Source organism: Corynebacterium sp. HMSC067D03, from assembly GCF_001811185.1.
In the GTDB taxonomy this organism is placed as follows: Bacteria; Actinomycetota; Actinomycetes; order Mycobacteriales; family Mycobacteriaceae; genus Corynebacterium; species Corynebacterium coyleae.
In genome coordinates this window covers 60,072-82,797 of record NZ_KV803781.1, presented here as the reverse complement: position 1 = coordinate 82,797, position 22,726 = coordinate 60,072, and the positions used below count along the sequence as shown (strand labels likewise).

Genomic DNA, 22,726 nt, shown 5'->3' with positions numbered 1-22,726 from the left:
GTGAGATTAGTGGATGTCGGATTCCACCTGGAACCACAGGGGGGACGAGTGCCCCCGAACATTGTTCAATCCGAAGGACACTTTGTCCGCGCGGAAGATGTGCACCGCGTATTCGAGCACGTCACCGTTGTGTGTCAGCGCCTTCAGCGCCACCACAACAACCGGGTCGTCTTCCTCGATGCCGAGCTGTTTGGCCAGCTTCGCGTCGGCGCGCTCGACTGTGAAGGAACGCGACAGGTTGTTAAAGTCCGCGCCCGCGCGAATGAGTTCGCGGTGGATGGAATCCTCGGAGGTATCCACCGTCTCAATCACGTCGGTCAGCGACGCGTCGAAGTACATCACTTCGGCCACGAGCGGCTCGTCGTCGGCGCTGCGCACCCGGTCGAGCACGTAGACGTCCGTACCAGGGGCGATGTGCATCTTCTCGGCGACAGTCTCGTCCGCCTCGATGATGCCGCGGCGGTTAACCACCTCGCCCGGGTTCTTACCCATGCGGTACAACCACGAGGTGGTGGACAGGATCTCCTCGAACGTCTCAGTGCGGGTATTCGACAGCACCAGAGAGCGACGCCCGCGGCCCGAGGAGAGCAGGCCCTCCGCGCGCAACGTCGCTACCGCTTGACGCACCGGTCCGCGGGAGGTGTTGAACTGCTCACACAACTCGACCTCGCTTGGCAACGATTCGCCTGCAGGGATGTGGCCTGCGAAAATCTCGTCGCGAAGGTAATCGGCGATCTCCTCGTGCTGCTGTGGGCGACGGAGTGGACCGGTGGGCAATTGAGCCATGAGGGTCAGTTCTTTCGTGGTCGAAGCGGATTTGTATAGCCAAATCCTAGACCACTGTTCACCAGAATTTTACTTTCCCCAGGAACCGGCCAAAATTTCCATGTTGCGCAGGGTTGCATCGTGGCTTCCGGACTGCAGCGAAATCATCAACTCGTCCGCATTGGCCAGTTTTTGGAAGGCCTCGAGGTATTCCGCAACCTGCTCGCCGGTGCCCTTCGCCGTGTAGCGCAGCATGTCCGTGATCTGACGGCCCTGGAAGGAATTGACCACGGCGTCGAGCTGATCGTCCGAAAGTGCAGTGCCACGACGACCCATAAACGCACGCACCCGGTTGCGGTGCACGATACGGGTTTCCTCCACGGCCTCCTGCTCGGAATCGGCAGCCGTGACGTTGACCGCGGCGATGCAGTACGGCTCCGGGTAGCGCTCCGACGGCTGGTAGTTCTCCTTGTAATAGGTGGTGGCCTGCTCCAAGTGCTGCGGCGCGAAGTGAGAGGCGAACGCGTACGGCAGGCCCAGCTTCGCGGCCAGGGATGCGCCGAACATGGACGAACCCAGAATGATCAGCGGTACGTTCGTGTTAAACCCGGGCATCGCCGTCACGCCCGGCAGTGGGGACTCGTTGGACAGCCAGGCCTGTAGCTCGAGAACATCGTCGGGGAAGCGCTCGGCGGCGGCAGGGTCTCGTCGCAAAGCGCGGCCCAACGTCTGCTGATCAGTACCGGGCGCGCGCCCCAAACCAAGGTCGATGCGGCCGGGGTAGAGCTCCTCGAGCATGCCGAACTGCTCCGCAATGACGTACGGGGAGTGGTTCGGCAACATCACCCCACCCGAACCGAGGCGAATGCGCTCGGTCTTCGCGCCGATGTGGCTAATGAGCACTGCGGGTGACGACGACACAATGCTCGACATGTTGTGGTGCTCCGCGTACCAAATCCGGTCGTAGCCCAACCCTTCCGCCTTTTGGGCGAAAGTAACGGAGCGTTTCATCGCCTCGCCGACGGACTCGTCGGGGTAGCGGGTGCAAAAATCGATCAGAGAAAGTGGCGTACGCATAAGGCCCCACCGTACGCGTTTTGCGAACAGTGGGGCCTCGCAGGAGAGCCAGGTGCGACTACGACTGCAGCACCGGTGCAGCGTCACCTTCGGCGGAGAGGTCTTCGCCTTCGATGGACTCCATGGTGCCCGGGATCATCGCAGGCTTCGGCTTGGCCAGGTCCACGATCAAACCGATGATGAAGGCCACAACAACCGGAACAACCCAGCCGAGGCCCTCGGCGGCCAACGGGGCCCACTGCACAATCGGGCGCAGTGCATCGGCTGCCCAGTCCAAGGAGATGAAGGTCTCGATCGCGGACCAGACCACGGCGACCCACAGCGGGACGAAGAACGCCCAGCTGAAGCGGGTACGTGCACGGAAGGCCGGCTCGATGAGCGTCAGGGCAATCAGGGTAATCGCCGGCGGGTACAGGAAGCCGATCACCGGAGCAGCGATCGCCATAACGAAGTCCAGGCCCTGGGTTGCCATGATCATGGAAGCGACAGCGAAGATGACAGCCCACACGTGGTAGGAACCCGGGAACTGCTCCGAGAAGTACTCGGCGGTTGCGGTGATCAGGCCGACAGCAGTGGTCAGGCAGGCGAGCAGCACGATGGCGGAGAACACTGCCTGTCCAGCACCACCCATGGTCAGGTTGGAGGCTTCAGCGAGCAAGCCTGCGCCGTTGTCAAAGTTGGATGCGCCCGGCATGACACGGCCAATGACGCCAAGACCGACGTACACCAGCGCAAGCATGGCACCGGCGCCAACACCTGCATAGATGGTGCCGCTGACCAGCGGGGCGCCTTCCTTGAAGCCGCGGCCACGCAGGGTGGAAATCACCACGATGGAAAACGCCAGTGCGGCAATGGAGTCCATGGTCAGGTAGCCCTCGAGCAGGCCGGAGGTCAGCGGGCCGTTGTCGTACGGCTCCTGCGGGGTGGCCGGCTCGGCGCTCCAGCGGAATGCGGACACGGAGATCATGACGATCAGCAGGACGAGCAGCGCCGGGGTGAGGAACTTGCCCAGCTTCTCCATGATGGTGGTCGGGTTCCAAGACAGCGCCAGGGCGATGCCGAAGAACACGACGTTGAAGATGCCCGAGGCAACCAGCGAGTCAAAGCCGAACAGCGGGGTGATCGCGGTTTCAAACGAGACGGCACCGGTACGTGGCAGTGCGTAGAACGCGCCGATGGAAAGGTATGCCAGGACCGGGAAGACCACGCCGAAGGCGGTGCCGGCGCGCTGTGCGAGGTCGCGCAGGTTCGAGCCGGACAGTGCAATCGCGATCACGGCGAGCACCGGCAGCAGCGATGCGGTGAGGAGGAAGCCGATGAGTGCCGGCCAGAAGTTGTCACCGGCCTGGACGGCCAGCATTGGCGGGAAGATGAGGTTTCCCGCACCGAAGAACATTGAGAACAGGGCGAGCGCAGTCACGATGATGGCGCTGGTGGAGCGTCCATTCGTTGACTGGCCGTCTGCCCGTGAAATCGCTGTGGAACCCATTGGGAGAACCTCTCTAGCTAGTGTGCAGTTGCCTTAGCATAGACCACACGCCCGCTAGATGGGAACTGAGTTCCAATAGGTGGGACGTTAGATGGTGTTGATTGCGTCCCCGATCCGCTTGACAGCCTCTTGGAGAATCTCCGGGGAGGTGGCAAAGTTCATCCTCGCACGGTGCTCTCCGCCAGGGCCAAAGTCCACGCCCTCATTCATCGCAACTTTTGCGTGACGACGAAGCCACGCCGCCGGTTTTTCATCCACAAGCTTGGTCTTTGAGAAGTCCAGGAACATCAAATAGGTCGCCTGCGGCACCTCAATTGCAATACCCGGCACGGCCTTGGGGAGGTGCTCCACCAGCCAGTCGCGGTTGGCCCGCAGCTGCTCTATCTCTTCGTCGAGGAACTCACGACCATGCGTGTAGCAGGCCTCCGCGGCCACAATGCCGAGGGTGCCCACACCGTCTTTGGCTACCCCCGACATCGCGTTCCACGTACGAACGTCCTCGTCGTTGGTAAAGATCATTTGCGCGCACTTTAAGCCCGCCACGTTCCATGCCTTCGACGTTGCCGTCACCGTGATGCACACGTCCGGGTTGTTTGCTGCGGCGCAGACGTGGGCGCCGTCGAAGACTAAGGGCGCGTGGATTTCGTCGACAATCACGCGCGCGCCATGCTTGCGCGCGACCTCGCAGACGGCATCCAACTCATCAGCGGTAAAGATGTAGCCGCCCGGGTTGAACGGGTTGGTCACGATGATGCTACCGGCACCGTTGGCAAACGCCGCGTCCACCTCATCCAGTTCGAGCCCGCCTGCGCTGGAGACATCCACACGCTTGCGGCCCGCAACCTGGGCAACTTCCAGGAACGGGAAGTACGCCGGCACCGGCACGATCACATCGCCCTCGGTGAAGTACTTGATCGCCAGCATCACACCGCGCACCACATCCGCAACCGGGAAGATCTTATCCGCGTCCGGGCGCCAGCCGTAGCGGTGCTCGTAGAACCCAGCCACCGCTTCACCCAAATGGTGCGCGTGCGGCGCCGGGGTGTAGCCGAACATCTCGCGTTCCACCGCATCCGCAATCGCTTCCTTTACCGCCGGGGCGGTGGGGAAGTCGCTTTCCGCGATGAACAACGGCAGCACGTCAGCGTCGAACTGCGTCCACTTGCGCGTGCCGCGGGCTTGCAGGGTTTCAAGGCTGGGAAATTGCATGCGCCCTACGGTAGTGAGATTTTTTCCTTTGCGGACCCTTTTATGCCGTAGCGCGTGGTGCTACGGTCAGTACATGACGGAGACAATCAGCCAGCGAGAGCTGCGCAATGAAAGCGGGCGTATCATGCGAGCGCTTGATGAGGGGGAGACATTTGTGATTACGAGCAACTCGCAACCGGTCGGTGAATTGCGACCATTACGAAAGTCACGATTCGCTCGAAAAGAAGACTTGTTAGCAACGGTCAAGCGGCTTCCGAAAGTTAAGTTTGAAGAGTTCCGGGCCGATATTGACGAGTATGTAGACCAACGAATTGATCCGCGTGACTAGGCGAGGCTTGTTGGATACATCGGTGCTCTTCGATCTCGATGAAATAGATCCAAATCTGCTGCCAGAGCAGTGGGCAATCTCGTCTATCGCTTTCGCTGAGCTGGCTGTCGGCCCTGTTGCAGCGCAGGATCCTTTGGAGCGTGCCCGACGATCAAATCAGGCCCGTGCAATCGCTGAACTCGTTGAATGTATTCCGTTCGACGATCGTGCAGCACAAGCCTATGCCCTTGTATATGGGGCAGTGATCCGTGCCGGGCGAAAGCCACGAGGCCGCGCGTTTGATCTTTTGATCGCAAGCACTGCTGTGGCGGAAGGGCTTGATTTGTATACGAGGAACCCGCAGGACTTTAGAGGTCTTGAGGAACTTTTGAACGTGATTTCGGTTTAGTCCGCTGTGCCCTCGTCTTCATCTTCGTCGTACTCGTCGTCATCGCCCCCGTCGGCGGCGAAACCGAACGCCTTCAACCGCTTCCTATCTGCAGCAGAAGAGGTTGCCGTCAGGCGCAATAGCTCTGAATAAATACCGCCAGAGACAGCCAGATCTGCCGGCGAGCCGATCTCGTCGATACGTCCGTCGCGCAGGGTGATGATGGTGTCCACGCCGGCGATCGTCGATAAGCGGTGCGCGATCATGATGGTGGTGCGGTTGCGCATGAGCTCATCCAAGCCGGCTTGGACGGCGCGCTCGGCTTTGGTGTCCAGGGCGGAGGTGGCCTCGTCGAGAATCAACAGTGGGGCGTCCTTGAGCATCGCGCGCGCCACCGCCACACGGTGGCGCTGACCACCGGATAGGCGCAGGCCGCGCTCGCCGATGATCGTGTCATAACCATCGGTGAACTTCATGATGAAGTCGTGCGCGTTCGCACGCTTGGCCACGGCAACGACCTCTTCCATCGTCGCGTCCGGCTTGCCGTAGGCGATGTTTTCAAACACCGAGCCGGAAAACAGCGCAGCCTCCTGGAACACCACACCCGTGGTGGCGCGCAGCTTCTCCACGTCCAGGTGCGAGATCTCCTCGCCGCACACCTCAAGGCGGCCACGCGTGATGGGGTAGAGGCCAAGCAGCAGGTTCACAATCGTGGACTTGCCGCCGCCGGACTCGCCAACCAGCGCGATCTTCTCGCCCTCGCGGGCGGTAAACGTCACATCGTGCAGCACCGGCTCACCCGGCATGTACTCAAAGGTGACGTTGTCGAATGCGACGACCGGTTCGCGCACCCTCAGCGGTGTCTGCTGCGTTGCGTCGAGCGCCGGCATGCCGGAGGCTTCCGTCGCGGCCACCAGCTGGCGGTTCGCGGTCGGCTCGACCGGCTCGTCCATCACCTTGAAGTAGTCGCGCGAGCCGGCGATGGCGCGCTGCGCGGAATCGACGATCCAGCTCATCATGGTCACCGGCTGGCGCGCCATGGTCACCATCTGGATGAGCATGACCATCTCACCAACCGTGAAATGCCCATCGAGCGTGCGCGTGAACAGGATCAGGTAAATCCCCAAAAAGATCAGGTTCATGGCCACGCCGCGCGCGGTATCCATGGAGTGCCACCAGCGCGACTGCGGCCGTGTGATGTCCACCGTGTTGGTGTAGTGGCGGCCGAACTTTTCTAACTCGCGCACCTCGGCACCGTAGGACTTGGTCACCTTCACCTGGCCAACGACCTCGGCGAAACGCCCGTTGCCCTCGTCGATATTGGCGTTCTTTTCCTGCTCGAAAACCTGCCAGCGTTTCGACGTCAACGCCGTCAGCCACGTATACAGCGGGAACAGCAGCGCCAGTAGCACCGTCAGCGGCCAGTAGTAGTAGGCCGTGATGCCCAAAATGGCCACGACCTGCAGCAGCATCGGCAGGAAATTATTGGTAAAGGATTGGATGAACTGCGTGACGTTCGCAATCGAGCGGTCCAGCCGCGCGATGATCGTGCCGGTGACCTGGTTGTCGTAGTAACGCTGCGGTAGTGCGAGCAACTTGGCAAAGTAGCGCGTAGACAGAATCTGGCGGATGCGCGCCACCATCACATCGCCCAGGTATCCGGACACGTTGTGCAGCATGGAAGCGGACGCCTCTGCGACAAACAGCGCGATGGCGAGCCAGACGACGGTGCGGGTTGCGTCGGGCACGGGCTCGTCGCCAAGCGCCGCAATGATCGTGTCGGTTGCCTCCCGAATGAGGAACGGGGAGATAAGCCCAAGCCCCGCGACTATCGACGACACCACCACAACCGCGATATAAAACGGCCACAACGCGGAAGCACTGCGAACGACGCGCATCAAAGACTGCATAATTTCCACAGGGTACCTGCGCGGTATTGTGTGCAGCGAAGCACTAGTTACGCGACAGAAAACGAGGCGCACATGTCCATCCGCACGAGCACCCGGCTTGCCGCCGTCATCCTGGCCACGACCATGCCGCTGGCAGCTTGCGTGGACCAACAAGAAGACCCGATTGGCGACGAAACCAGCCAGAACCTCGAAGAATCCGTCGAATCGAAGGTCAACGACAAGCCCACCTTCAACGTTGAGGAAACCGACCCGAAGGTCACCGACGAGCTCACCGGCAAGTCCGTCAAGGATCCGGCGATGGAGTTGTCGTACAAGTGGCAGGGGACGTCGTCGACAGGCGTGGGCACCGTGGTCGTTATCGCGGTGACCAACACGTCCGACGCGCCACTGCCTGTCGACGCCCTGAAGCCGGAACTGCGCTACAGCACCGACGGCTCCTCCTACACCGACGCCTCCTACATCTCCAATGCGGAGAAGGCCCAGGTGGATGTCGTCGGCATCGATATGCCGCTCGGCCCGGGTGCCACCACGAACGCGAAGTTCCCCTTCGAGGTCGCGCAGGGCAACCTGTGGGATGCAGAGTTCACTGTTGGCAATGTCACATTCAAGGGCAATTTGAGCTATTAGACTGTCGCGCATGACAAATCCTTTGCTTGCGCCATCGACGTTGCCCTACAACCTGCCGGACTTCGCCGCAATCCGGCTTGAGCACGTGGAACCCGCCTTTGAACAGGCGTTGGTCAACCACGCGCAGGAAATCGCGGACATCACCACCCAAGACACCCCAACCTGGGAGAACACCGTCGAGGCCTTCGAGCTCGCCGGTGCGGACCTGGACCGTGTCATGGCGTGGTTCTTCAACCTGCAGGGCACCGATTCCACCGACGAGTTCGACGCCGTCGCCGACCGGATCGTGCCCAAGTTGTCCGCGCACGTGGACTCTATCTACCAAAATAGCGAGCTCTACTCCCGCATCCAGCAGGTCACGGCGCCGGAGGATGAGGAATCGCAGCGGCTTCACGACGAGCTCAAGCGCCGGTTCGCACGTCGCGGCGCCGACCTGGATGCGGCCGGCAAGACGCGCCTGCAGGAGATCAACCAGCGCCTGTCCGAACTGTCCGAACTCTTCGGCCGCAACCTGCTGGCGGATACGAAGAAACTCGCCGTGGAACTGACCCGCGAAGAACTCGACGGCCTGTCCGAGGCACAGATCGAGGCCTACCAGGACGGCGAGCGTTTCGTCGTGCCGATCGAACTGCCGACCACCCAGTCCCTGCAGGCCGAACTCGAAAACTCGGGCGCACGCCACAAGCTTTTCGACGCCTCCCGCGCCCGCGGTCGCGACACCAACGCCGACATCGTCGCCGAGTCGGTGAAGCTGCGCCTCGAGCGCGCGAAGCTGCTCGGCTTCGATTCGCACGCCGACTACGTCATCGCCGAGGAGACCGCCGGCACCGCGTCTGCTGCATGCCAGTTGATCGCGGACCTGGCCCCTGCCGCCGCTGCGAACGCTGAGGCTGAGCGCAAGCTCGCCTCCGAACTCGCCGGTGAAGACCTCGACGGCGCCGACTGGCCGTACTGGCAGGCGAAGCGCCGCGAGCAGGAACTCGGCATCGACGAAGCGGAGATCCGTAAGTACTTCCCGCTCGAGCAGGTGCTCACCGACGGCGTGTTCTACGCCGCCAACCTCCTTTACGGCATCACGGTGGAAAAGCGCGAGGACCTCAACGGTTACCGCGACGACGTGGACGTCTGGGAGGTGAAGGAAGAAGACGGCACTGGCATTGGGTTGTTGCTGACGGACTACAACGCGCGTTCGTCGAAACGCGGCGGCGCCTGGATGAGCTCCTTTGTGGACCAGTCGCACCTGGCGGGCACGAAGCCGGTGGTGGTCAACGTCATGTCGATCACCTCGAACCTGCTCACTATCGACGAAGTGACCACCCTGTTCCACGAGTTCGGCCATGCTCTGCACGGCCTGCTGTCGGACGTGCGCTACCCGTCGAACTCCGGCACCAACGTGCCGCGCGACTGGGTGGAGTTCCCCTCCCAAATCAACGAGAACTACGCGTTCGCCCCGGAGATCGCCCGCAACTACGCGCGCCACGTGGACACCGGCGAGGTCATTTCCGACGAGCAACTCGCCGCACTGAAGGCCTCGCGTCAGTTCGGCCAGGGATTCCTCACCGCCGAGTACCTCGCGGCCAGCGCGATCGACCTGGCGTGGCACTCGATCACCGAGGACACCCCGTCCGACATCCAAACCTTCGAGGAAGAAGCCCTGCGCGAGGTCGGTCTGGACATCGACGGGCTCGAGCCGCGCTACCGCTCCACCTGGTTCAACCACATCTTCGCCGGCGGCTACTCGGCGGGCTACTACTCCTACCTGTGGGCAGAAGCACTTGATGCCGACGGCTACCAGTTGGTCGAACAGGAAGGCATCAACCGCGACACCGGCGCGAAGTTCCGCGAGACCATCCTGTCCAAGGGGTCCTCGCGCGACTACGCCGAGGCCTACCGTGCGTTCCGTGGCCGCGACAAGGACACGCGTCCGTTGCTGGAGCGTCGCGGCCTGGCGGGCTCCGACGTATCGGCATAGCCGGTTAACGGCCTGCGCTACGCTGGCGGCATGTCCCGCGGAAGTGTGAAGCATTGGTGCGCGGCTGCGGTGGTTGCCACGACGCTTGCGGCGTCGGTGGTTCCTGCAGTCGCGCCTGCTTCGCCTGCGTTGAATGCGGCGCAGGGTGGGCGGATTTTCGTCGATAATTTAGGCTCGGACCGCCTCACCGCCTGCACGCTTGGCTTCAACGACGTCGAGCACCGTCGCAGTTACACCGCCGCCCACTGCGTGGTGCAAAACGAGCAGTACTTCCCCCAGGGCGCGCTGGTCTACCTTGCAGATAGCGCCGGCAAACAAATCGACGAGCCCGCAGGGTTGATCTTCCCCGCGCGGGCGTATTCGCCGAAGACGTCCGCCAACGACTGGGCGGTGATCTACTGGTTCGAAGACGTTCGTGTTGGCGGCAACCCGTATGGCGGGACGGTTGTGCCGGTGGAAAAGATCAGCAGCACCGACACGATCTGCTTCCGCGGGTACTCCACCCATGGGCGCTCGGATGCCTCGACGTGCGGCAAGTTCGTCGGCACGGTTGAAAACACCACGTACTTCGACGCGCCGAAGATGCCGGTGCCAGGTGACTCCGGTGGGCCGGTGTACATCCCGGGCCGCGGCCTGGTGGGGGTGATCTCGGGCGCGAACTATGTCGCGGGCGAGGATAACCATCAGTTGATTGGGTTCCAGCGCGCCAGTTCGCTCGACAGTGGCCCGGTGTACGGGGAGGAGCAGGTCGACGACTTTTTGGAGTACCAGTATTCGCTGCGCTACTCCACGACGATCACCAACCCGCCGGGTGGCACGATCACGTTGACACCGACCTTGGTGCCGCGAAGGACGCCTGCGCAGGCGACGTTTGAGTCTGGTGCCGCGACGCCGACGAGTGTGCCGACGGTGGCACCAAGGCAGAAGGCGGTGGAGCAGGCGCCGTCGGGCCCGTCGGCGTCGCAAGTTATCGGGATCATTATCGGCATTTTGGTGGTTGTTGCCGCGGTGAGCCCGATCGTGATGATGGCGTTGAAAGCGGTCTAAATGGGCTGGTTAATGGGGTTGAGCCCGTGGTTGCAGGTGCCGCTGATTGTGGTGCTGGCGCTGCCGGCGTGCGTGGCGGTGTCCTATGTGCTGCTTTGGGTCGTCGACCGGCTCGGTCTAGGCTTGGGCACCATGGCCAACCCTGAAGAGCTGCGCAAGCAGGATCAACAGCTGCCCAAGCCGCAGCGTAAGTACCCGCAGTCGCGGGTGACCCAAGCAATGTGGGTGCTCATCGCTCTTGTCATTGTTGCTGCGGTGATCGGCGCGCTTTAGTTGCGTATCGACGCCTCCGCCACCGCCTTAAACAACTCCATCTCCGGTAGGTGTTCGATGAGCACGGGGGTGCCGGTGGCGTCGCAAAGCGGCATGCGCCAGTTGGTGTACTGCTCGCCGTTGGTGCCGGGCTGGTTTTGAATGCGCTCGTCGCCTACCATGTCCACCAGGTTCGTACACGTCATCGCCGATGGGGTGGAGGCGACGAAGCGAGTCAGTCCCGTGATCAGTGCCTTATCGTCGTCGCCGGTAAGCGCACCTTCCTCCCGCGCGAGGCCAAGCACCTGGTCGATCCAGATGCGGTCGGTGGCGTTGAGGTGCTCCACGGGGTCGTCGACAAGCCCGAGCTCATGGCGCAATTCGTTGTGTGCACCCTTGAGGTAGCCAGCGGTGGGCGGCAGGTCGTGCGTGCCCACAGCCGTAAGCGCCAGGTGGCGGTACTGCTGCGAGGGGCGCGGCACGCCCGGCGGGATGGATTCGAACCACAGCACCGAGGTGCCCAAAATGCCCTTGTCGCGAAGGAAGTCCTGCACCCACGGCTCGAACGTGCCTAAGTCCTCGCCGACGACGACTGCCCCGGCGCGCTGCGCCTCCAACACGAGGGTGCCCACCATGGCCTCAAAGTCGTAGTTCATGTACACCCCGCCAGCGGGTGTGCCAGCGCGTGGCACCCAAAACAGGCGGAACAGTCCGAGCACGTGGTCGACGCGGATGCCGCCACTGTGGCGCAGCGCTGTGCGCAGCAGGTCGCGCCACGGCCCGTAGCCGGACTCGGCGAGTTGCTGCGGGTTCCACGGCGGCTGCGACCAGTCTTGGCCTTTTTGCGAGTACTGGTCCGGGGGAGCTCCCACCGACGCATCGGACACCAACACCTCGCGCAGTGTCGCCGCGTCCGCGCCGCCAGGGTGGATGCCCACCGCAAGGTCCGTCATGATGCCGATCGACATCCCGGCCGCTGTCGCGCGCTCCTGGGCGAGGCGCAGCTGCTCGTCGGCGATGAACTGCAGCCACATGTAGAACTGCACCAGATCCTCGACGTCGTCGCCGGCGTGCTTCTGCGCACCTTCGTGCTCTGACTCGGCGGCCTGCGCAGCACACCAGGTGGCAAACTCGCGCAGGCCCTCGCCCTCGTCCAGACAGAACAGCTCAAAGTCGTGGGTGCGCGCGGCATCGGCCTGCGAGGCCCAGAACAGCTCGCGCAGCGCCGCCAACTTCGCGGCGAACACCCGGTCGCGATCCAGCGGCGCCGGCGAGGTATTCAAGGCCTTCAACGGCGCGGCCAATTCGGCGATCGCTGCACGAAGATCACCATCGACCAGCTCGAACTCCGGCACCTGCTCCACCGCGATGTAGAGCGGGTTGATAAACCGGCGCGAGGTGGGCAAATATGGCGAATCCTCCACCGGCGGCACCGGCTGGGCGGCGTGCACCGGGTTGATCAGCAGATAATCGGCCCCCTGCGCGGCGACCGTCTCCGCGAGCAACGCCAGATCCCCAAAATCGCCCAACCCCCACGAGGCAGCCGAGCGCACCGAATACAACTGCGCCATCACGCCCCAGACGGGGTGCTGGACGACACGGGAGTTCGTCGACAAGCAATCGGGCACCACGAGCAACGTGCATACCGCATCAAAATTGTCCGACTCCAAGTGCAGCTCGTGCCAGCCCGGCGGCAGATCCCCAGGCGTATGGAACGTCGCCTCGCCCCACACCACACCGTCCGAAGCCGTATGCGGCGGCGCCCAATTCTCATCCTGGTAGCACTCCCGCGAGGAACCATCCTCCAGCCGGATCCAACAATGCGCCGGGTGCCCGTCGTGGACGTGCACGTTGAAATGCTGCTCGCGGCCCTCCGTGGCCACCACCGTCGGCGGCAACGGGCGCGTGGCCCAGTGTTCGCGCCGGGCGTCGAGGTGGAAGTGGAGTTCCTCGTCGGTGGGGTCGTCGTCAAGCGAAAGCCCCAACGCCCGCAACAACGCAACAAACGACGCCGGCGGCGGCGACACCATCTTCCCGTCAGTCGCGCGGTAGGAGGTGCCGAAGCCATAGGACTCGGCAAGGGCGTGCAGCAGTTCCACGTTGGTCACGCTTCCGCATTCTGCCAAAACGGCGGTAGGGTTGAACACCATGCCATCGACTTCGCACACGACGGAACTTGGATTCACCCTCAACGACACGGAGACGTGCCTGAGCCGACTCATCGAAATGTGCGAGAAGCACCCGCACCTCGTGCTGTTCTCGCGGCCCCGCAACTACGAATGGATCTCGGTCACGGCAGGGGAGTTCCTGCAAGAGGTCTACGACGTGGCCAAGGGGCTGATTGCCGCAGGTATCGAGCCCGGCGACCGCGTGGCCATCCTGTCCAGCACGCGCTACGAGTGGGCGCTGCTCGACTTCGCCATCTGGGCCGCCGGCGCCGCATCCGTGCCAATCTACCCGTCGTCCTCGATGCACCAAATCCAGTGGATCCTCGAGGACTCCGGCGCGAAAATCGCGTTCACGGAAACGCGCGACCACACGATGCTCATGAGCCCGTTCCTCCTCGGCGAGGACGGCACCCCGCGCATGGCCGACTCGACCTCGCAGTTGCAGCGCATCTACGAGTTTAACTCGGCCGCCGTGGAGCAGATCAAGTTTGAGGGCCGCGAGGTGGAGCAGTCGCTTATCGACGACCGCGTTGCCGCCACCCGCCACCCCGATCTGGGCTCCATCGTGTACACCTCCGGCACCACCGGCCGCCCCAAAGGTGTGGAGATCACCCACGGCAACTGGGCGTACCAGGCGTGGGCGCTGCTGGAAAACGAAATCGGCTCCGTGTCCTTCCCGGGCCAGCGCATGGTGACGTTTTTGCCGTTGGCGCACGTGCTGGCGCGCGCGGTGGCGCTGGCGTGGACGATCTCGGGCGCGACCCAGTCGCACTGGTCGGATACTTCGACGTTGACCGTGGAGCTGCAGCGCGCACGCCCCAACCTGGTCATCGGCGTGCCGCGCGTGTTTGAAAAGGTGCGTGAGGGTGCCTACAACAAGGCCGCGGATGGCTCCGCGATTGGCAAACGTGTCTTCTTGGAGGCCGAAAAGGCCGCGATTGAGTACTCCAAGGCGCTGGATACGCCGGACGGCCCGTCGCGCGTGCAAAAGGCGAAGGTGAAGCTCTACGACAAACTGGTCTACGCCAAGATCAAGGAGGCCATGGGTGGTTCCGTCTGGTACGGCATCACCGGCGGGTCGGCGATGAGCGCGGACCTGTCGCACTTCTTCCGCGGCATGGGTGTGCCGATCTACGAGGGCTACGGCCTGACCGAAACGTGTGCGGCGGCGTGTGTGAACAACGCGCACAGCAACAAGATCGGCACCGTTGGCCGCCCGGTCAATGGCTACTCGGTGCGGATTAACGACGACGGCGAGATCGAATTCAAAGGCCCCGGCGTGTTCTCCCAGTACTGGCGCAACCCGGCCGCAACCGAGGAAGCGCTCACGGACGGCTGGTTCAACACCGGCGATCTTGGCGAGGTCGACGAGGACGGCTTCGTGTCCATCACCGGCCGCAAGAAGGACCTCATCGTCACCGCCGGCGGCAAGAACATCTCCCCGGGCCCGCTGGAGGAGATCATCCGCCAGGACCCGCTGATCTCTAACGCGTTGGTGGTCGGCGACGGCAAACCGTTCGTCGGCGTTTTGGTCACCCTCGACGAGGAGGAACTGAAGCGCTGGAAGGCGAACCACAACATCCCGGCGAACAAGAAGGTGTCGGATCTGGCGCAGGACCCGGCGTTGCGCGCCGAGGTGCAAGACGCGGTGAACATGGCCAACGCGACCGTCTCGCGCGCGGAGGCGATTAAGAAGTTCCGCATCCTGGATCGCGACCTGTCGGAGCAGCACGACGAGATGACGCCGACGATGAAGGTGAAGCGCAATGTGGTGTTCCAGCGCTTCCAGGAGGACATCGACAAGCTGTATCAGCGTTAACGGCGCGCCTACCCTCATCGGCTCACGGTGTGGCATAGCATCCCAGTTTGTCACTTCCACAGTTCGTTTTAAGGGGGTTCACGCCGTGCACAAAACTGCAGCCGTGCTGCGTCACCGTGAACTTACCCAGGAGATTTACAACATCGGCGACGAGGTTGCGGAGTACATCGAGCACGTCGCCGAGTCGATTGCGGACTATGACGGTGAGCTCACTGAAGATTGCCTGGCAGAGTTCGAGGAGATTGTCGACGACGCCCGCCAGGACGCCCGCCGCATCGTCGCCGAGTTAATCGGCCTGCGCCAAGCGCTGACCTCGGGCCGCGCCGCAGGCTACCTGTCGGTGGGGGTGCGCCCAGAGGAGCGCATCCCGCAGCCTGAACTTCTCGACGCCGCCGGCCTCAAAGACCTCTTCCCGCTGCAAGCACCATTTTCGGTGCAGACGATGCACGACGCGCTCGTCGGCCGCACCGAACTGGTGGTGCAGCACTTGGAGGAGATCGTCTCCTTCACCCTCGAGCAGACTGACATGGTCGCCCGCGAACTCGGCGTGGTGTCGCTTCCGCACCTGTACGCGCGGGTCGGTGAGATCGTCGAGGAAGCCGTGATCGGCTGGGTCGAAACCGTCTGCTTGGACCACCCGGCGTTCGTGCGCACGATGCGCGGATCCAACCCGCCGGAGTTTTTGGAGGAGCGCGCCCGCATCGACCGCATTGTGGCGAAGGTGGCGGCGAAGCGTTCCCTGCGCGGGGCTTAGGTGGGGACCGTGGTGGGTTCCGTGATGGATTCCTTCGGCGTGTATATCCACGTGCCGTTTTGTGCGACGCGCTGCGGCTACTGCGACTTCAACACGTATACGCCCACCGAGGTGGATTCCTCGCACGCGCAGTACCTCGACGCGCTTGAACGCGAACTCGAACTCGCGGCTGCCCGGGGGCTGCCTCAAGCCCAGACCGTGTTCATCGGCGGCGGCACCCCGTCCCTGCTCGGCGCGGACGGGCTGGGCCGCATCTTGGACGCCATCCGCAACACGTTCGGCATCGCGGCAGGCGCGGAGATCACCACCGAGTCCAACCCGGAATCCACCCGCCCCGACTACTTCGCGGGCCTGCTCGACGCCGGTTTCACCCGCGTCTCCCTCGGCATGCAGTCCGCCTCAACGCCGGTGCTCAAAGTCCTGGACCGCCAGCACACCCCGGGCCGCGCCGTCGCCGCCGCCCGCGAGGCACTTTCCGCCGGGTTCGAGCACGTGAACCTGGACATGATCTACGGCACGCCCACCGAAACCGACGACGACGTGCGCCGCACCCTCGACGCCATCCTGGCAACCGGCGTCGACCACGTCAGCGCCTATTCACTGATCGTGGAAGATGGCACCGCCATGGCCCGCAAGATCCGCCGCGGCGAACTGCCCGCGCCACAAGAGGACGTCTACGCGGACCGCTACGAGATCATCGCCGCAACACTGGAGGGCAACGGATACGACTGGTACGAGGTCTCCAACTGGTCCAAACCCGGCGGCGAGTGCCGCCACAACCTCATCTACTGGCACAACCAGAATTGGTGGGGCGCAGGCCCCGGCGCGCACAGCTTCATTGACGGCGAGCGCTTCTACAACGTCAAGCGCCCCGAGCGCTACGCACAATTGCTTGGCGACGACACCCTGCCCATCCAGGACACCGAAACCATCACCGCAGACGAAGCCCACATGGAGGCGATCATGCTCGGGCTTCGCCTGCGTGAGGGGATTCCGGCCGGGTGGGTTGGGGATCGGGCGCGTGGGGTCGTCGATAAGCATGTGCGCGCGGGGCTCCTAGAGCGGGGAGAGCGCTTGCGCGTGACTGATACCGGCAGACTGCTTGCAGACGGCATCATCACCGATATCCTGGCAGCCGAGTAAGGAGGCGATCATGAGCGCAGCAGACGAGCGGCGCCAAAAGGTGCTGCGGGCGATCGTGGCGGACTACATCGCCAGCCAAGAACCCGTCGGATCCAAAGCACTGGTGGAGCGGCACAACATGGGGGTGTCGTCGGCGACGATCCGCAACGACATGGCGGTGCTTGAGCAGCAGGGCTACATCTCGCAGACGCACGCCTCGTCCGGGCGCATCCCCACCGAGGCCGGCTACCGCAAGTTTGTCGACGCGCTCCACGACGTCAAACCACTGTCCGCCGCCGAGCGCCACGCGATTTTGGACTTCCTCGAAGACGGGGTGGACCTCGAAGACGTGCTGCGCCGCTCCGTCCAACTGCTTTCCCAACTGACCCACCAAGCCGCCGTGGTGCAACTGCCGAACCTGTCCGCCTCGCGCGTGAAACACTGTGAGGTTGTCGAACTCACACCAACGCGCCTGCTGCTCGTGCTCATCACCGACGCCGGGCGCGTCGACCAACGCAACGTTGATCTCGCCGCGCCAATTGGCGACGACGGCGTGCGCATCCTTCGCGACATCCTCAACGACGCACTTGTGGGCAAGAACATGCGCGACGCCTCCGCCTCACTCGCCGGCGTGGCGGTCAGCGCCCCGCCGCACCTGACCGAACCCACCACGCGCGCCGCCGAAGTGCTCATCACCACACTTGTCGACGCCGCCCCCGACCGCCTCATCATCGCAGGCTCCTCAAACCTGCTCGTGCCCTCCGGCGGCCTCCAGGACGTCATCGACGCCCTCGAGCAGCAAGTTGTCGTACTGAAACTGCTCGCCGGCGCCCAAGAACTCGAACGTGTCTCCGTGCGCATCGGCCGCGAAAACGAAGACGAGGAATTATCCAGCGCCTCAATTGTTACAACAGCGTACGGGGCAGGCGATGCAGCACTCGGCGGCCTCGGGGTAGTCGGTCCAACCCACATGGACTACCCCGGTACCATGCAGAAGGTTGCCACCGTGGCTCGTTACATCAGCCGCACACTGCGGGGTGAATAGAAGGGAAGATATGGCTCGCGATTACTACGGCATCCTCGGCGTGGACAAGGACGCCACCGAGCAGGAAATTAAACGGGCGTACCGCAAGCTCGCACGCAAATACCACCCGGACGTGAACCCGTCCGAGGAAGCTGCCGAGAAGTTCGCGGAGATCGCAGCAGCCCAAGAGGTGCTGCTGGATCCGCAGAAGCGTTCCATCGTGGACCGCGGCGGCGACCCGATGGAGGCCGGCGGCGGCATGGGCGGCGCCGGTTTCGGCGGCGGTGGCCTCGGCGACATCTTCGAGGCATTCTTCGGCGGTGGCGGTGGTGCTCGCCAGCCGCGCTCGCGCGTGCAGCCGGGCAACGACGCGCTGCTGCGCACCTCGATCTCGCTCGCGGAGGCGTTCACAGGCGTGAAGCAGGACGTCACCGTCGATACGGCGGTGCTGTGCGACAAGTGCCACGGCTCGGGCTCCAAGTCAGGGGCTAAGCCGGTCACCTGTGACGTGTGCCAGGGCCACGGCGCGGTCCAGGAGATGCAGCAGTCTTTCCTGGGCAATGTGATGACCACCCGCGAGTGCCCCAAGTGCCACGGCTTCGGCGAAGTGATCACCGACCCGTGCGCCCAGTGCGCCGGCGACGGCCGCGTGCGCGCCACCCGCGACCTGGTGGTCAACATCCCGGCCGGCATCAATAACGGTATGCGCATCCGCATGGCGGACCAGGGCGAGGTCGGCCACGGCGGCGGTCCCGCCGGCGACCTGTACGTCGAGGTGCACGTCGAGCCGCACCCGGTGTTCGTGCGCGACAACAACGACTTGCACCTGCGCCTGACTGTGCCCATGTATGACGCGGCGCTGGGCACCGAGCTCACCGTGGAGAATCTCACGGGCGATGAGACCCGCATCGAGGTGCCCGCCGGCACCCAGCCGGACGACCGCGTCGTGCTTTCCGGCGAGGGCATGCCGCGCCTGCGCCAGGAGGGGGCCGGCGACATGATCGCCCATATCGAGGTCACTGTGCCCACCGCGCTGTCCAACGAGGAGCGCGCAGCCCTTGAGGACCTGCGTGCCGGCCACCCGGAGGACCCTCAGGTCCACTCCGAGGGCGGCGAACACGGTGATGGTTTCTTCTCCCGGATGCGTGATCGTTTCCGCCGATGAGCCTGCCCTATTTTCTTAGCGACGACCCCACCTCCGGCATCATCGAAGGCCCCGAGGCCAAACACGCCCACGTCAAGCGCATCCAGCCGGGGGAGCGCATCATGCTTTTCGACGGCACCGGCAACCAGGCGGAAGTCACCGTCACGCGGGTGGATGCCTCAAGGGTTGAGGGGGTCGTCGATAAGCATGAGTTCGTGGAGCGCCCCACGCCGCGCGTGACGGTCGTGCAGGCGATCCCGAAAAGCGAGCGCGCCGAACTCGCCGTCGACCTCGCCGTGCAGGGCGGGGCGGATCGAATCGTGCCGTGGATTTCGCACCGCACGATTGCGCGCTGGCCGGCGAACAAGCAGGCGAAGCAGGTGGAAAAGTGGCGCTCGCAAGCGCTGGCGAGCGCGAAGCAGGCGCGCCGCGCGTGGGTGCCCGAGATCCACGAGCCGGTGACCACGAACCAGTTGTCCGAAATACTGCGTGATGCGAGGGACGAGCGTCACGCGCTCGTGTTGCATGAAGACGCCACCGTAGCGCTGCGTGAGGTCACCTTCGGCGAGGACATCTGGCTCATCGTTGGCCCCGAAGGTGGCATCGGGCAAGACGAACTCGAACTGCTCGGCGCGAACGCCGTGAAACTCGGCCCCGAAGTCCTGCGCACCGCAACAGCAGCGTTCGCGGCGCTCAGCGCGATCGGCGCGCTGACAAACCGCTGGTAGGGTAAACGCACATGGAAGAAATGGTGACGCGCAAGGTCGAACTCGACTCGGCGTACGCACAATCCGTCCTCGGCATCAACGACAACAACCTCCAACTACTGGACCGCTATCTGGACGTGAGTTTCCACGCCCGCGGCACCACCTTGTCGGTGCGCGGCACGGCCGCCCACGTGGCGCACGCGCTGCGCGTGGTGGAGGAGCTGGAGTCCATGGCGCGACGCGGGGTGCCACTTCGCCCTGACACCGTCGTGGAGGCGGTGAAACTCATGGAGATGGAAGCCCCCGGCTCGGTCGCGGACATCCTCGGCGAGGAGATCATTGCGCGGCGCGGCAAGGTGATCCGCCCGAAGACTGCCGGTCAGCGCCGCTATGTGGATGCGATCGACGAGAACACGATCACCTTCGGTATCGGGCCTGCCGGCTCCGGCAAGACGTACCTTGCGGTGGCGAAGGCGGTGCAGGCGCTGCAGAACAAGCAGGTCAAACGCATCATCCTGACGCGCCCCGCCGTGGAAGCCGGCGAGAAACTCGGCTTTTTGCCCGGTACGCTTTCCGACAAGATCGACCCGTACCTGCGCCCGCTGTACGACTCGCTGCGCGACATGATGGACCCAGAGGCCATCCCGAAACTCATCGAGGCCGGCATCATCGAGGTCGCGCCCCTGGCCTACATGCGCGGGCGCACCCTGTCGGACGCGTTTGTCATCCTTGACGAGGCCCAGAACACCACCGGGGCGCAGATGAAGATGTTCCTCACCCGCCTCGGGTTTGGCTCAAAGATGGTGGTTACGGGTGACACCTCTCAGGTGGATCTGCCGCGCGGCACCGTCTCGGGCCTGCGTGTGGCGCGTCGTATCTTGAGCGACATCCCCGACATTTCCTTCCAGGAGATGCGCGCCGACGACGTTGTGCGCCACCACCTGATTTCCCGCATCGTGGCCGCCTACGACCACCACGATGCCCAGAACGCGCTGCGCTACGAAAAGCGGCAGCAGAAGATTGAAGCAGAGCGCGAAGCGGAGGCAGCGCAGTGAGCATTGAAGTCTTAAACGAGTCCGGCGAGGCGGAAGTCAACGAGCAAATGCTTATCGACGTCGCCTCCTACGCCCTACGCACCATGGACGTCCACCCCGACACCGAAGCAACCATCACGCTTGTCGACGAAGCCACCATGGCCGACCTCCACGTCCGCTGGATGGACCTCGACGGCCCCACCGACGTGATGAGCTTCCCCATGGACGAACTCACCCCGGGTGGGGGACGGCCCGACGCCGACATGCCGGGACCTGCGATGCTCGGCGACATCATCCTGTGCCCGGCCTACGACCGCAAACAGGCCGAGATGGCCGGCCACGACCTCGCCCACGAAATGGCGCTGCTCACCGTCCACGGCGTGCTGCACCTGCTCGGCTACGACCACATCGAGCCGAAAGACGAGCGGGAAATGTTCGCGCTGCAAAACGAGATCCTCGCCGACTGGTACGACGACCTGGCCCGCCGCGGGGTGGCATACCAGCCGAAGCCGACCGGCCCGCACGCCTTCCCGTCCGCAGCTGACCGCGACGAGCTAGACAAGCTGATGAAGGGCGCCGAGTGACACTCACCATCACCTTCGCAACGATCACCGTCGTTGCGCTACTGCTCTCCGGCCTGCTCGGTTCCGTCGAATCTGCCCTGGCCCCCATCTCGCGTGCCCGCGTGGAAGGCATGGTCAAGGATGAGACGCCGGGTGCAGATGCGTTGCTGCGCGTCGTCGATAATCGCGCGAATCACATCAACACCCTCGTGCTGCTGCGCACCGTCTTAGATGTCATGGCGGCAGTCTCAGCGGCGATGCTGGCCATGGACGTCATCGCGTCAGATGCGTGGGCGATTGCGGTGGCGGTAATCGTCGTGACGCTGCTGCAATTTTCCATCATCGGCGTGTTCGCACGCACCGCCGGCAAACGCAACCCGTACACCATCTCGCTCAAAGCCGCCCAAGGCCTGCACATCTTCCACACCGTGCTCGGACCAGTGGCGAAACTGCTCATCTGGATCGGCAACCTGTTCCATCCCGGCGAAGACTTCCGCAACGGGCCATACGCCACCGAAATCGAACTGCGCGAAATGGTCGAAGTTGCCCAAGAAAAAGGCGTGGTGGAAACCACCGAAGGCCGCATGATCCAAAACATCTTCGACCTCGCCTCCACCACCGCACGCCAAGTCATGGTTCCGCGACCCGAAATGGTGTGGATCGAAGGCGAAAAACTCGCCCGCCAAGCCACCGCACTCATGGTGCGCTCCGGCCACTCGCGCGTGCCCGTCATCGGCGAAAACGTCGACGAAATCATCGGTGTCGCCTACCTCAAAGACATGTTCACCGACCGCGGCGCGCCCGTCGACCCGAACACGCCACTGACCGAGTTGATGCGCCAACCGATGTTCATCCCGGACTCCAAGCCGCTCGACCTGCTGTTGCGCGCGATGCAGCAGCAGAACACCCACATCGCGGTGGTTATCGACGAGTTCGGCAACGTCGCAGGCCTGCTCACCATGGAAGACCTGCTTGAAGAAATCGTCGGAGAGATCACCGACGAATACGACGAGGATGAAGAAGCCCCCATCGAAGAAATCGACGAGCGCGTCTTCCGCGTCCAAGCGCGCCTGCCTCTCGACGACCTCGTGCACTACCTCGCCGACCACCTCGACTACACGCTGGAGTACTCGGAGGAGGTCGTCGACAATGTGGACACCGTCGCCGGCCTGCTGTCGTACGAACTCGGCCGCGTGCCCCTTCCCGGCGCCTCCATTCTTCGCGACGGCATCCGCTACACCGCAGAAGGCGGCCGCGACCGACGCGGGCGCATCAAGACCCGGACCGTGCTGGTTGCGGTCGGCGAGGAACCCGAAAACGGGGTATCGTAGCACCTGTAACCAACCGA

The 22,726-nt window shown here is 63.7% G+C and carries 21 protein-coding genes; 15 read left to right on the top strand and 6 right to left on the bottom strand.

The features are described 5' to 3' along the window. Positions 1-6: 6 nt before the first annotated feature. The 4 genes from HMPREF2785_RS01350 to HMPREF2785_RS01335 form a co-directional block, all read right to left on the bottom strand. Positions 7-786, bottom strand: a complete 780-nt coding sequence (locus HMPREF2785_RS01350; RefSeq protein WP_070614003.1) for a GntR family transcriptional regulator — start codon at positions 784-786, stop codon at positions 7-9. A 69-nt stretch (positions 787-855) separates the two neighbouring features. Further along, positions 856-1,842 (bottom strand): LLM class flavin-dependent oxidoreductase, encoded by a 987-nt coding sequence (locus HMPREF2785_RS01345; RefSeq protein WP_070614001.1) that lies wholly within the window; start codon positions 1,840-1,842, stop codon positions 856-858. 58 nt (positions 1,843-1,900) lie between these two features. Beyond that, positions 1,901-3,331 carry a branched-chain amino acid transport system II carrier protein gene (gene brnQ / locus HMPREF2785_RS01340; RefSeq protein ID WP_070613999.1) on the bottom strand — a complete coding sequence of 477 codons (1,431 nt, stop codon included), beginning with the start codon at positions 3,329-3,331 and terminating at the stop codon, positions 1,901-1,903. A gap of 87 nt (positions 3,332-3,418) precedes the next feature. Next, positions 3,419-4,540, bottom strand: coding sequence for a MalY/PatB family protein (locus tag HMPREF2785_RS01335; RefSeq protein ID WP_070613997.1), 1,122 nt, complete (start codon positions 4,538-4,540; stop codon positions 3,419-3,421). Between the two features lie 73 nt (positions 4,541-4,613). On the opposite strand from HMPREF2785_RS01335, the gene HMPREF2785_RS01330 reads away from it, so the two are divergent. Together HMPREF2785_RS01330 and HMPREF2785_RS01325 are read left to right on the top strand one after the other, a co-directional pair. Beyond that, entirely contained in the window at positions 4,614-4,868 is a 255-nt protein-coding gene (locus tag HMPREF2785_RS01330; protein ID WP_070569615.1) for a type II toxin-antitoxin system Phd/YefM family antitoxin, read from the top strand. Between the two features lie 10 nt (positions 4,869-4,878). Continuing rightward, a complete protein-coding gene (locus HMPREF2785_RS01325; protein WP_246821123.1) occupies positions 4,879-5,256 on the top strand; it encodes a type II toxin-antitoxin system VapC family toxin in 378 nt (125 codons plus the stop codon). Here the strand turns inward: HMPREF2785_RS01325 and HMPREF2785_RS01320 are convergent. Next, positions 5,253-7,145 (bottom strand): ABC transporter ATP-binding protein, encoded by a 1,893-nt coding sequence (locus tag HMPREF2785_RS01320; protein WP_070613995.1) that lies wholly within the window; start codon positions 7,143-7,145, stop codon positions 5,253-5,255. The two genes, HMPREF2785_RS01325 and HMPREF2785_RS01320, sit on opposite strands and share 4 nt — an antisense overlap. A gap of 72 nt (positions 7,146-7,217) precedes the next feature. Between HMPREF2785_RS01320 and HMPREF2785_RS01315 the strand changes: the two genes are divergently transcribed. The 4 genes from HMPREF2785_RS01315 to HMPREF2785_RS01300 are packed head-to-tail and all read left to right on the top strand — an operon-like array spanning position 7,218 to position 11,064. Further along, positions 7,218-7,772: a hypothetical protein gene (locus HMPREF2785_RS01315; protein ID WP_070613993.1), complete on the top strand. Its 555-nt coding sequence runs from the start codon at positions 7,218-7,220 to the stop codon at positions 7,770-7,772. Positions 7,773-7,782: 10 nt separating this feature from the next. Then, complete coding sequence (locus tag HMPREF2785_RS01310; protein ID WP_070613991.1) at positions 7,783-9,744, top strand: M3 family metallopeptidase; 1,962 nt, start codon at positions 7,783-7,785, stop codon at positions 9,742-9,744. Positions 9,745-9,774: 30 nt separating this feature from the next. After that, positions 9,775-10,791 carry a trypsin-like serine protease gene (locus HMPREF2785_RS01305; protein WP_070613989.1) on the top strand — a complete coding sequence of 339 codons (1,017 nt, stop codon included), beginning with the start codon at positions 9,775-9,777 and terminating at the stop codon, positions 10,789-10,791. Beyond that, positions 10,792-11,064 (top strand): hypothetical protein, encoded by a 273-nt coding sequence (locus HMPREF2785_RS01300; protein WP_070484909.1) that lies wholly within the window; start codon positions 10,792-10,794, stop codon positions 11,062-11,064. Here the strand turns inward: HMPREF2785_RS01300 and malQ are convergent. Continuing rightward, on the bottom strand, positions 11,061-13,193 hold the full coding sequence (gene malQ / locus HMPREF2785_RS01295; RefSeq protein WP_371440471.1) for a 4-alpha-glucanotransferase: 2,133 nt from the start codon (positions 13,191-13,193) through the stop codon (positions 11,061-11,063). The two genes, HMPREF2785_RS01300 and malQ, sit on opposite strands and share 4 nt — an antisense overlap. Here malQ and HMPREF2785_RS01290 point away from each other — a divergent pair. From HMPREF2785_RS01290 to HMPREF2785_RS01250, 9 genes are all read left to right on the top strand, one after another. Beyond that, a complete protein-coding gene (locus HMPREF2785_RS01290; protein WP_070613987.1) occupies positions 13,192-15,030 on the top strand; it encodes an AMP-dependent synthetase/ligase in 1,839 nt (612 codons plus the stop codon). The genes malQ and HMPREF2785_RS01290 overlap by 2 nt on opposite strands. A gap of 85 nt (positions 15,031-15,115) precedes the next feature. Next, on the top strand, positions 15,116-15,784 hold the full coding sequence (locus tag HMPREF2785_RS01285) for a hypothetical protein (protein ID WP_070421344.1): 669 nt from the start codon (positions 15,116-15,118) through the stop codon (positions 15,782-15,784). Positions 15,785-15,808: 24 nt separating this feature from the next. Beyond that, the gene (gene hemW, locus HMPREF2785_RS01280) at positions 15,809-16,927 is read left to right on the top strand and encodes a radical SAM family heme chaperone HemW (RefSeq protein WP_210386069.1); all 1,119 of its coding nucleotides are present in this window, start codon (positions 15,809-15,811) and stop codon (positions 16,925-16,927) included. Positions 16,928-16,934: 7 nt separating this feature from the next. Then, complete coding sequence (gene hrcA / locus HMPREF2785_RS01275) at positions 16,935-17,951, top strand: heat-inducible transcriptional repressor HrcA (RefSeq protein WP_070421398.1); 1,017 nt, start codon at positions 16,935-16,937, stop codon at positions 17,949-17,951. A 10-nt stretch (positions 17,952-17,961) separates the two neighbouring features. Next, positions 17,962-19,095 (top strand): molecular chaperone DnaJ, encoded by a 1,134-nt coding sequence (gene dnaJ, locus HMPREF2785_RS01270; RefSeq protein ID WP_070613985.1) that lies wholly within the window; start codon positions 17,962-17,964, stop codon positions 19,093-19,095. Beyond that, positions 19,092-19,802 carry a 16S rRNA (uracil(1498)-N(3))-methyltransferase gene (locus HMPREF2785_RS01265; RefSeq protein ID WP_070613984.1) on the top strand — a complete coding sequence of 237 codons (711 nt, stop codon included), beginning with the start codon at positions 19,092-19,094 and terminating at the stop codon, positions 19,800-19,802. Before dnaJ ends, HMPREF2785_RS01265 begins: the two co-directional genes overlap by 4 nt. An 11-nt stretch (positions 19,803-19,813) precedes the next feature. Further along, complete coding sequence (locus tag HMPREF2785_RS01260) at positions 19,814-20,836, top strand: PhoH family protein (RefSeq protein ID WP_070421347.1); 1,023 nt, start codon at positions 19,814-19,816, stop codon at positions 20,834-20,836. Continuing rightward, positions 20,833-21,399, top strand: coding sequence for an rRNA maturation RNase YbeY (ybeY, locus tag HMPREF2785_RS01255; RefSeq protein ID WP_070453569.1), 567 nt, complete (start codon positions 20,833-20,835; stop codon positions 21,397-21,399). Before HMPREF2785_RS01260 ends, ybeY begins: the two co-directional genes overlap by 4 nt. Next, on the top strand, positions 21,396-22,709 hold the full coding sequence (locus HMPREF2785_RS01250; protein WP_070453566.1) for a hemolysin family protein: 1,314 nt from the start codon (positions 21,396-21,398) through the stop codon (positions 22,707-22,709). The genes ybeY and HMPREF2785_RS01250 overlap by 4 nt, the downstream gene beginning before the upstream one ends. The last annotated feature ends 17 nt before the right edge of the window (positions 22,710-22,726 follow it).

Bases quoted from the DNA above. Each gene is read 5' to 3' on its own strand.
- HMPREF2785_RS01350 (WP_070614003.1), bottom strand. From the start codon at position 786: ATGGCTCAATTGCCCACCGGTCCACTCCGTCGCCCACAGCAGCACGAG.
- HMPREF2785_RS01345 (WP_070614001.1), bottom strand. From the start codon at position 1,842: ATGCGTACGCCACTTTCTCTGATCGATTTTTGCACCCGCTACCCCGAC.
- brnQ (WP_070613999.1), bottom strand. From the start codon at position 3,331: ATGGGTTCCACAGCGATTTCACGGGCAGACGGCCAGTCAACGAATGGA.
- HMPREF2785_RS01335 (WP_070613997.1), bottom strand. From the start codon at position 4,540: ATGCAATTTCCCAGCCTTGAAACCCTGCAAGCCCGCGGCACGCGCAAG.
- HMPREF2785_RS01330 (WP_070569615.1), top strand. From the start codon at position 4,614: ATGACGGAGACAATCAGCCAGCGAGAGCTGCGCAATGAAAGCGGGCGT.
- HMPREF2785_RS01320 (WP_070613995.1), bottom strand. From the start codon at position 7,145: ATGCAGTCTTTGATGCGCGTCGTTCGCAGTGCTTCCGCGTTGTGGCCG.
- HMPREF2785_RS01315 (WP_070613993.1), top strand. From the start codon at position 7,218: ATGTCCATCCGCACGAGCACCCGGCTTGCCGCCGTCATCCTGGCCACG.
- HMPREF2785_RS01310 (WP_070613991.1), top strand. From the start codon at position 7,783: ATGACAAATCCTTTGCTTGCGCCATCGACGTTGCCCTACAACCTGCCG.
- HMPREF2785_RS01305 (WP_070613989.1), top strand. From the start codon at position 9,775: ATGTCCCGCGGAAGTGTGAAGCATTGGTGCGCGGCTGCGGTGGTTGCC.
- HMPREF2785_RS01300 (WP_070484909.1), top strand. From the start codon at position 10,792: ATGGGCTGGTTAATGGGGTTGAGCCCGTGGTTGCAGGTGCCGCTGATT.
- HMPREF2785_RS01290 (WP_070613987.1), top strand. From the start codon at position 13,192: ATGCCATCGACTTCGCACACGACGGAACTTGGATTCACCCTCAACGAC.
- malQ (WP_371440471.1), bottom strand. From the start codon at position 13,193: ATGGTGTTCAACCCTACCGCCGTTTTGGCAGAATGCGGAAGCGTGACC.
- hemW (WP_210386069.1), top strand. From the start codon at position 15,809: ATGGATTCCTTCGGCGTGTATATCCACGTGCCGTTTTGTGCGACGCGC.
- dnaJ (WP_070613985.1), top strand. From the start codon at position 17,962: ATGGCTCGCGATTACTACGGCATCCTCGGCGTGGACAAGGACGCCACC.
- HMPREF2785_RS01265 (WP_070613984.1), top strand. From the start codon at position 19,092: ATGAGCCTGCCCTATTTTCTTAGCGACGACCCCACCTCCGGCATCATC.
- HMPREF2785_RS01260 (WP_070421347.1), top strand. From the start codon at position 19,814: ATGGAAGAAATGGTGACGCGCAAGGTCGAACTCGACTCGGCGTACGCA.